Origin of the sequence: Streptomyces swartbergensis (genome assembly GCF_002148965.1) — a bacterium.
Classification (GTDB): Bacteria; Actinomycetota; Actinomycetes; order Streptomycetales; family Streptomycetaceae; genus Streptomyces; species Streptomyces swartbergensis.
This window is the reverse complement of the sequence record NZ_NGFN01000363.1, coordinates 1-8,616: the sequence shown is the minus strand read 5'-3', so window position 1 is coordinate 8,616 and position 8,616 is coordinate 1. Positions and strand designations below refer to the sequence as shown.

Genomic DNA, 8,616 nt, shown 5'->3' with positions numbered 1-8,616 from the left:
GGGTACCGGCGTCGGCGACGGGGCGTGGCGCGAGGGCCGGCTCGCCGAGCCGGCGCACGTCCGTGTCGCCGGCGACCGGGCACGGCACCTCCGGATTGGCCAGGGGGGCGACCGCGACGGCGACCGCGGCTCCGGCTCCGGCTCCGGCTCCGGCGGGCGAACGCCGGCCGCCGCCGGCCGCCGACGGCCCGCCCGGGACCGTGGCGCCGAGCCGGCGCGACGGCACGGCGGCGGCCGGGGACGGCGCCGGAACACCGGTTTCACCGAGCCGGCCCGGGCCGTCGGCGATCTCGGCGGTCTCGGCGGTCTCCGGCAACCGGGCGGCGTCAGCGGGTTTCAGCCGCACACGCGTCCCCGCCACCGCGACCCGGGGCGCGACGTCGGTTCCCGCCCGCGGGCTCATGACGCTCCGCCCTCCGGGCGGCACAGGGCCAGGAGGTCGGTGTGGTGGACGGTGACGCGCAACTGGCCGGCGGCGCAGGAGGCCAGCCGTTCGGCCAGGTAGGCGTCGGCGCGGGCGCGCAGGTCGGGGCGCTGCTCGACGGCGGCGCCGACCCAGCCGCGCAGCCACTGCTCGGTGAGCGCGGCCTGCTCGGGGCCGAGCCGCCACGGGCTCGGATGCAGCCGTACCGTCGCGCCGTGCTCGGAGAACGCCTCGGCCGCCGCCGTCACCGCGTCGGGACCGAGCAGACCGTCGCGGCGCTGGTGGTCGTTGAACGCCTGGGCGATCTCCGAGTCCAGCGGATGTGACGGCRTCAGCTCCACGCGGCCTGCGACGGACAGCGTCAGCAGGGCGGGGCAGCCGGCTCCGGCGCAGGCGGCGGCGAGGGTGTCGATCTCCTCGCGGGTGAGGACGTCCAGCAGGGCGGACGCCGTCACCAGGGACGCGCCGCGCAGGGCGTCCGCGGTGAGGCGGGCGACGTCACCGCGCCGCGTCTCCACGGTGACCCGGCTGCCGTCGGCGGCGGTGCGCGGGGAGCCGACGGCGGCGAAGTGCAGCAGGTAGGGGTCGCGGTCGTGCAGGATCCAGTGCTGTGCGCCGTCCAGGCAGGGGGCGAGCCAGCGGCCCATCGAGCCGGTACCGCACCCGAGGTCGTGGATGGCGACACCGCCGGGCTTGCCCGGCAGGTTGGCGAGCCGGATGCGCAACGGGTCGAGCAGATCGTGCGCCCGCGCGGCGGCGTCGGCCGGTTCCCGCAACTGCAGCCACTCGGGCGCGTAACGGGGCGGATCCTCGGGGTCGGCCTCGCGCAGCTTCACGGTGGGCCGCGCGCCGGGTGTGCCGGAGGGGCCCGCGCCCGGGATGACGGCATCCGCGGACTCGGCGGCCTGCCACGCCCCGGGATACCCGCTCGGCCCCGCGCCCTCAACCATGCCGTCCATCGACTCGGCAGCCTCCCTCGCCCCGGGCTGGGCCGGAATCGTCCCGCTCTGCTGGGTCGTCGCCGGGTTCGTCATGCGGCCCTCCGGGGGTCGGTCGGGAGCCGGCGCAGTACCGCCGCCAGGCTCTGTGCGGTCGCCGCCCAGCCGCCGAGGGCGGCGCGGCGGCTGCGGGCGGCGGCCTTGAGGCGGCGGCGTACGTCCGCCTCACCGAACCAGCAGCGCAGTTCGGCGGCGATGGCGGCGGAGTTCTCCGGTGGGACGAGAATGCCGGGCACCCCGCCGTCGGGGGCGCGGCCGACCGCCTCGGGGAGTCCGCCGACGTCCGTGGCCATGACCGGGATGCCGCGCGCCAGTGCCTCGGTCACGGCCATGCCGTAGGTCTCGGCGTAGGAGGTGAGGACCATCAGGTCGGCGGTGGCGTAACTGGCGTCGAGTGCGGCGCCGGACTGCGGGCCCGCCAGCTCCAGCCTGCCCTCCAGGCCGTGCTCGGCGATGAGGGTCCGCAGATGGGTGACGTATTCCGGGTCCTGGGTGAGACTGCCGACGCACACGCAGCTCCACGGCAGGTCGGTCACCGTGGCCAGTGCCTCCACCAGCCGGTGCTGTCCCTTGCGCGGGGTCACGGCGGCCACGCACAGCAGCCGTGAGACGCCGTCGGTGCCGGGCGCGAGCGGCGCGATGTCGGCGCCCGGCGCCGCGACGTGCACCCGCTCCGGGGGAAGGCCGTGGTGGGCGACCAGACGGCGGACCGCCCATTCGCTGGTGGCGATCACCGCCGGCACCGCCCGCAGCACCGCCCGCTCCTTGGCGTCGAGTTCGGCGGCCACGGCCGGGTCGAGCCCCGTCTCGTCGCCGAGCGGGAGATGGACGAGGACGGCCATGCGCAATCGTTCCGCCTCCGGCACGACGATCTCCGGGACGCCGCAGGCGACCAGCCCGTCGAGCAGGACGACGGCACCGTCGGGCAAGCCGCTCAGGGCGCGGGCGAGTTCCGTACGGGCCGCCGCCCCCGGCCGGGGCCAGTCACCGGCCACGGCGTGCTTGGTCACCTGCCAGCCGAAGCCGGGCAGGTCCAGGCACACGCGCCGGTCGTAGGCGTTGCCGCCGCTGGGCGTGGCCGGGTCGTCGACGCCTCCCGGCAGCACGAAGTGCACGGTGCGCAGGGACATGGGGATGATCTCGGCGTTCTTCAGGGTGGCGTGCTGCACGGGAACATAATTCAGCCGCGCCGGTGCCGGTCCGGTCTGCTCGGGCCGTTCGATCGTCGTGTCGGTCACAGCGCACGCTCGTAACTCGCCCACGCGATGTGTGATTCGTGCAGGGTGACGGTCAGGCCCGCGATGCCCTTGGCGCCCTCGCCCAGCGCGCCCTTGTGGATGCGCTCGGCGAGCCGGTCGGCGATGACCTTGGCGAGGAACTCCGTGGACGTGTTGACACCGGCGAAATCGGGCTCGTTGTCGAGATTGCGGTAGTTCAGCTCGCTGACCACCGCCCCGAGTTCCTGCGTCGCCAGCCCGATGTCGACGACGATGTTGTCCTCGTCCAGCTGTTCGCGCCGGAACGTGGCGTCCACGAGGAACGTGGCCCCGTGCAGGCGCTGCGCCGGTCCGAAGACCTCGCCACGGAAGCTGTGGGCGATCATGATGTGATCGCGGACGGTGATGCTGAACAACGGACGACCCTCCAGGTGCGGCGCGTCTGCTCCCCCGCCATGGCTGCCGGGGATGCCGTGTATTACGGCTCCTTGCCTTCCCCTGTTCAGCCTCCGGTACGTCTTTTCTCAGGTCAGGCGCTCTCGTGTTTTCTCGGGTCAGGCGCTCCCGTCTTTTCCGGGTCAGGTGCTCTCGCCGTAGCGGACCCGGTGGCACAGCGCGGGAATCTCGCCCGAGGCGAGCTTCGGCAGCACGTCCGGCAGGTCCTCGAAGGCGGATTCGCCGGTGACGAGGGCGTCGAGGGCCGGGTCGGCGAGCAGGTCGAGGGCGAGGGCGAGCCGGTCGGCGTAGGTGCGGTTCGGGCGGGCCGGGGAGACCGTGCCGACCTGGCTGGAGCGGATGACGAGCCGCCGGGAGTGGAAGGCCTCGCCGAGCGGCACGCTCACCTGCCGGTCGCCGTACCAGCTCAGCTCGAGCACGGTCCCTTCGGCGGTGAGGAGTTCCAGGGACCGGGCGAGCCCCTGCTCGGTGGCGCTGGCGTGGACGACCAGGTCGCACTCGCCGAGGGCGTCCTCGGGCGAGGCGAAGCCGACACCCAGGGCCTTGGCGATGTCGGCCCGGCCCGGGTCGGCGTCGACCAACTGGACGCGGACACCGGGGAACCGGGCGAGCAGCGCGGCCACCGAGCAGCCGACCATGCCCCCGCCGACCACGGCGATCCGGTCGCCGACCAGGGGCGCGGCGTCCCACAGGGCGTTGACGGCGGTCTCCACGGTCCCGGCCAGCACGGCCCGTTCGGCCGGCACGGTGTCCGGTACGGGCGTGACGGCGCTCGCCGGGACGACGTACCGGCTCTGGTGCGGGTAGAGGCAGAACACCGTACGGCCGGCGAGCGCCTCGGGTCCCTCCTCGACCACGCCGACGTTGAGGTAGCCGTACTTCACCGGGCCCGGGAAGTCGCCCTCCTGGAACGGCGCCCGCATGGCCGTGTGCTGGCTGACGGGCACGCCGCCGCGGAAGACGAGCGTCTCCGTGCCGCGGCTGACGCCGGAGTACAGCGTGCGGACCAGCACCTCGCCCTCGCCGGGGTCCGGCAGACTGACGTCCCGGATACCGCCTCGCCCGGGCGAGGCGATCCAGAACGCGCGTCCGGTGTGCTTCATCGAAGTCCTCCTGAACGATCGGGAAGCTGCTTGCGTACCGAGGGGTGCACAGGCCGCGCACAAGGTAGCGGCGTTGATCGACTCTGTCACACGGCCGGAGGGTGTTCGGTGGCCCTGAACAACACGTACGACGCGAGGCTCCAGCAGGAGACCGCCCTGGGGGCGGGAGTGCAGATCCTGCTGCTCGCCCTGATCGGCACCGCGATCGGGATGGGCCCGGCGGGCTGGCTGACCGGCCTCGCGTTCGCGATCGCCACCTGGGCGGTGCTCTCCCGGGCCCTGCACCGCTCCCGGCTGCGCTCGTTCGGCGCGGCGAACCGGGTCACCCTCGGCCGGGCCACCCTCGTCGGCGGGGTCACCGCGCTGGTCGCGGACTCCTTCCAGAGCTCGCCGCCCGTGTCGTTGTTCGTCGGCCTGACGGCGGTGGCCCTGATCCTCGACGGTGTCGACGGCAAGGTGGCCCGCCGCACCGGCACCTCCACCCCGCTGGGCGCGCGTTTCGACATGGAGGTCGACGCGTTCCTGATCCTGGTGCTGAGCGTGTACGTGTCGACGCAACTGGGCCCGTGGGTGCTGCTGATCGGCGGGATGCGGTACGTCTTCGTCGGCGCCGCCCGCGTCTGGCCCTGGCTGACCGCAGCACTCCCGCCGAGCACCGCCCGCAAGACGGTCGCGGCACTCCAGGGCGTACTCCTGCTGCTGGCGGGCGCCGAACTGCTGCCTTACGCGGCCAACTTCGCTGTCGCGGCCCTGGCTCTGGGCCTGCTGGTGTGGTCGTTCGGACGGGATGTGCTGTGGCTGTACCGCACCTCGCGGGTCGAGAACGTCCCCGCCCGGCGGCAGGTGCGGGAACTGGTCGCGAGCTGACGCCCCGGCCGGTCAGGCGTCGAACCGGCCGCGCGCCGACTCGATGTGCCCGAGGTACTCATGGGTCCAGCCGCAGATCAGGTCGACCGTGGCACGCAGGGCACGGCCCGGTTCGGTGAGGGTGTACTCGACCTTCGGCGGCACGGTGGGATGCACCTTCCGGTCGACCAGGCCGTTGCGCTCCAGCATTCGCAGGTTCTGCGTGAGCATCTTGTGGCTGACGCCCTCGACCTCGTCGCGCAACTCGCTGAAGCGCAGGGTGCGTTCACCGAGGGCCTCGATGATGAGCAGCGCCCACTTGTTGGCCACGTCCGAGAAGATCTCCCGCGCCAGGGAGTCGGCCCGCCGCAGGTCCGCGTTCTCCGGCAGGTCCCTCAACTGCTTGGTCACCATCTGGTTCCCCAGTCACTGAAAAGTGCGTTCTTCCAGGTCGGCGGTCACTCTCTTACAGTTCCCGAGTAACCGCAAGAGAGCGCGGGTTCGCGCTCGACAGAAGGAACGTAAGGACGGGAACCATGACCACGATCGATGTCTACGACCACGCCATACCGGCCGAGAGCCACTTCGGCTACGCGCAGGCGATCAGGTCCGGCGATCTGATCCACGTCTCCGGACAGCTCTCGTTCGACGAGGCGGGCGGCTTCCGCCCGGAGGACGACATCGCCGCTCAGCTGGAGGGGACCTACGCCAACCTCGACAAGGTGCTGGCCCACTACGGCGTCACGCGCAGCCAGATCGTCTCCCAGACGCTGTACGTGGTGGACCTGGTGAAGAACGCAGACGTGGTGGCGGAGGGCAACCGTGCGTATTTCGGCACGCACCGCCCGGTCAGCACGGCCCTGGGCGTCACCGAACTCACCTTCCCCGGACAGGCGGTCGAGATCAGCTGCGTGATCGACACCAAGCTGCCCGCGTGAGTCGGGGGCGGACCCCCCGGCGGGAGACGGTCAGCGACGCGTCCCGGTGCCCACCAGGGCCCGCTCGTACGGGTCGAGGACGACGCCCCTGACCTTGGTGGAGACGCCGGCGATGATCTGCTGATGGGCCAGCGGCACGACCGCGTCCGTGCCGAGGATCGCGGCCTCGGCGGCCATGGCCGCGTCCTGCCGCTCGCCCGTGCCGTCGGTCCCGTCGGCCTTCTCGACGGCCCGGTCGACGTCCTTGTCGCACAGCAGGGCCAGGTTGTAGCCGCCGTCGCAGGTGTAGTCGCCGGCGAGGACGCCGACGGGGTCGCCGGTGTCCAGCAGGCTGTTGCGGGCGCCGATGAACGCGTCGAACTTCCCGGCCAGCGCGTCGCTCTCCAGCCGGGAGTACTCGCGCACCTCCAGCTTCACCGTGAAGCCCGCCTTTTCGAGCTGCTGTTGCACGACCTGGGCGACCTCGGGCAGTTCGGGCCGGTTGTCGTAGGTGGCGAGGGTGATCCGCGTGCCGTCGGGCCGGGCGGCGTCCGCGCGTCCCGTCGGCTTCACGCGCTTGCTGTCGGCCCAGGTGACGGCAGGACCGTAGATGCCCGCGCCCGGGTCGGCGTATCCCTCGAAGACGCCCTTGACGATGACAGAGGAGTCGACCGCCGTGCGCGCGGCGGCGCGCAGCTTCGGGTCCTCGAAGGGGCCGGTCCTGGTGTTGAGATGAAGGCTGGTCGTCCGGGTGGTGCCGGCTTCCTTGAGGGTCGCCTTGTCGAGGGTGGCGGCCTGGGCGACGGGGATCGCCTCGGCGATGTCGACGTCGCCGGTGCGCACCGCGTTGGCGCGCGCCGTGCCGTCCTTGACGAAGCGCGCGTCGATGCCGGAGGCCTGGGCGCGGCCGCCCCAGTAGTCGTCGAAGCGGTCGAGGGTGGCGGAGCCGCCGCTGTTGACCTCGGTGATCTCGAAGGGCCCGGTGGCGGTGCCGACGGGCGTGGGGGCGCCCTTCTTCTCGTACGCCTTCGGGGAGAGGATCGCCAGACTCGGGCTGGACAGGCGCATGGGCAGGACGGGGTCGGCCGCGGCGGTGGTGACACGGATGCCGTGGCTGCCGTCGGCCTCGGCGTCGAGGGTGACACCGGCGAGGGCGGCGGGCACGGGCTTCGCCTTCGTGGCGCGGGTGAGCGCGTCGGCCACGGCGGAGGGGGTGACGTCCGTACCGTCCTGGAAGGCGGCCTCGCGCAGGGTGAACCGCCAGGTGCGGTCGTTCTCGCGGCGCCAGGACTCGGCGAGCGCGGGGGCCGCGGCACCGTTGGCGTCCAGGGCGGTCAGCCCCTCGGTGACGCCGAGCCGGCTGAGGAGCGTGGCGTCGGCTCCGTACGGCGAGAAGTTCTCGGCGGGCGGGAAGGCGAGGGCGACACGCAGCCGCGAGCCCGGCTGCCCGCCATCCGGCGACGACTCCCCGCCGGGGGAGGCGAAGCAGCCTGCCAGGCCCGGGAGGAGGACGAGGGCGGCGAGGAACCGGAACGAACTCTTGATGCTCACATCACGCACTTGCACAGCATATGCATCAAGGCGAGGCGCCGACCGGCCGGGGCCTGCCACGCGGACGCCACCACAAATCCCATAGGGAGCAGGCAATTTGACAGCAGCGACGATCACTCCCTAAACCTAGCTACATGACATTCATTTTCAAAAAGGTGGAGCAGTCGTGAGAGTCGCGTTCGTCGGCAAGGGCGGCAGCGGCAAGACCACGCTGTCGGCGCTCTTCTCCCGCCATCTGGCGCGCTCCGGCGCCCCGGTCCTCGCCATCGACGGCGACATCAACCAGCACCTGGCCGAGGCGCTCGGCGAGGAGGAGACGTCCGCCCCGCCCCTGGGCGAGCACCTGGCCGAGATCAAGGACTTCCTGCGCGGCACGAACCCCCGCATCACCTCCCGCGAGGCGATGATCAAAACCACTCCCCCAGGACGCGGCTCGCGCCTCCTGCGCCCACTCGGCGACGACGAACTGCACGCCCGGCACGTCGGCCGGGCGGGCGGCGTCCCGCTGATGGTCACGGGCGAGTTCGACGAGTCCGACCTGGGTGTGGCCTGCTACCACTCCAAGCTGGGCGCGGTCGAGCTGTACCTCGGCCACCTGGCCGACGGCCCCGGTGAGTACGTCGTGGTCGACATGACGGCGGGCGCTGACGCCTTCGCCTCCGGCCTGTTCACCCGCTTCGACATCACCTTCCTGGTGGCGGAACCCACCCGCAAGGGCGTCTCGGTCTACCGCCAGTACCGCGACCACGCGGAACAGTTCGGCATCCGCATCGCGGTCATCGGCAACAAGGTGACCTGCGAGGACGACCTCCTCTTCCTCAAGGAACAGGTAGGGGACGACCTCCTGGCCTACCTCGTCCAGTCCCCCTGGATCCGCGCCTCCGAACAGGGCCGCACCGAGGGCGGCCTGGACGCGCTGGACTCCCTGGAGCCGCACAACCGCCACGCCCTGACGATCCTCCGCGAGGCCGTCGACTCCCACCCCCGCGACTGGGACCGGCTCCACCGCCACGCCGTCGAGTTCCACCTGCGCAACGCCCGAGCGTGGGCGGACGCCCGCACGGGCGTTGCGCAGGTGGAACTCGACGGCGTGGCGGTGGAGCC

At 72.4% G+C, this 8,616-nt stretch carries 9 protein-coding genes and 1 pseudogene; 3 read left to right on the top strand and 7 right to left on the bottom strand.

Annotated elements, in window-relative coordinates:
* The 5 genes and pseudogenes from CA983_RS36505 to CA983_RS36485 all read right to left on the bottom strand — a co-directional run.
* Positions 1 to 403, bottom strand: a pseudogene (locus CA983_RS36505) (hypothetical protein); the annotation flags it as partial.
* The gene (locus CA983_RS36500; protein WP_086605034.1) at positions 400 to 1,458 is read right to left on the bottom strand and encodes a class I SAM-dependent methyltransferase; all 1,059 of its coding nucleotides are present in this window, start codon (positions 1,456 to 1,458) and stop codon (positions 400 to 402) included. The pseudogene CA983_RS36505 and the gene CA983_RS36500, both read right to left, overlap by 4 nt.
* Positions 1,455 to 2,660 carry a glycosyltransferase family 4 protein gene (locus tag CA983_RS36495; RefSeq protein WP_086605033.1) on the bottom strand — a complete coding sequence of 402 codons (1,206 nt, stop codon included), beginning with the start codon at positions 2,658 to 2,660 and terminating at the stop codon, positions 1,455 to 1,457. The genes CA983_RS36500 and CA983_RS36495 overlap by 4 nt, the downstream gene beginning before the upstream one ends.
* Positions 2,657 to 3,055 (bottom strand): 6-pyruvoyl trahydropterin synthase family protein, encoded by a 399-nt coding sequence (locus CA983_RS36490; RefSeq protein ID WP_010043117.1) that lies wholly within the window; start codon positions 3,053 to 3,055, stop codon positions 2,657 to 2,659. The genes CA983_RS36495 and CA983_RS36490 overlap by 4 nt, the downstream gene beginning before the upstream one ends.
* Before the next feature lie 162 nt (positions 3,056 to 3,217).
* Positions 3,218 to 4,198: a zinc-dependent alcohol dehydrogenase gene (locus CA983_RS36485; RefSeq protein ID WP_086605032.1), complete on the bottom strand. Its 981-nt coding sequence runs from the start codon at positions 4,196 to 4,198 to the stop codon at positions 3,218 to 3,220.
* Between the two features lie 108 nt (positions 4,199 to 4,306).
* On the opposite strand from CA983_RS36485, the gene CA983_RS36480 reads away from it, so the two are divergent.
* Positions 4,307 to 5,065: a CDP-alcohol phosphatidyltransferase family protein gene (locus tag CA983_RS36480; protein ID WP_086605031.1), complete on the top strand. Its 759-nt coding sequence runs from the start codon at positions 4,307 to 4,309 to the stop codon at positions 5,063 to 5,065.
* Positions 5,066 to 5,077: 12 nt separating this feature from the next.
* Here the strand turns inward: CA983_RS36480 and CA983_RS36475 are convergent, their stop codons facing one another.
* Positions 5,078 to 5,458 (bottom strand): winged helix-turn-helix transcriptional regulator, encoded by a 381-nt coding sequence (locus CA983_RS36475; RefSeq protein WP_086605030.1) that lies wholly within the window; start codon positions 5,456 to 5,458, stop codon positions 5,078 to 5,080.
* 122 nt (positions 5,459 to 5,580) lie between these two features.
* On the opposite strand from CA983_RS36475, the gene CA983_RS36470 reads away from it, so the two are divergent.
* Entirely contained in the window at positions 5,581 to 5,982 is a 402-nt protein-coding gene (locus tag CA983_RS36470) for a RidA family protein (RefSeq protein ID WP_086605029.1), read from the top strand.
* Positions 5,983 to 6,012: 30 nt separating this feature from the next.
* On the opposite strand, the gene CA983_RS36465 is transcribed toward CA983_RS36470, so the two are convergent.
* Positions 6,013 to 7,512, bottom strand: coding sequence for an ABC transporter substrate-binding protein (locus tag CA983_RS36465; protein ID WP_086605028.1), 1,500 nt, complete (start codon positions 7,510 to 7,512; stop codon positions 6,013 to 6,015).
* A 166-nt stretch (positions 7,513 to 7,678) separates the two neighbouring features.
* Between CA983_RS36465 and CA983_RS36460 the strand changes: the two genes are divergently transcribed.
* Positions 7,679 to 8,616, top strand: a 938-nt coding sequence (locus CA983_RS36460) for an ATP-binding protein (RefSeq protein ID WP_107500321.1), incomplete at its 3' end; no start/stop codon positions are given.

Bases quoted from the DNA above. Each gene is read 5' to 3' on its own strand.
- CA983_RS36485 (WP_086605032.1), bottom strand. From the start codon at position 4,198: ATGAAGCACACCGGACGCGCGTTCTGGATCGCCTCGCCCGGGCGAGGC.
- CA983_RS36475 (WP_086605030.1), bottom strand. From the start codon at position 5,458: ATGGTGACCAAGCAGTTGAGGGACCTGCCGGAGAACGCGGACCTGCGG.
- CA983_RS36470 (WP_086605029.1), top strand. From the start codon at position 5,581: ATGACCACGATCGATGTCTACGACCACGCCATACCGGCCGAGAGCCAC.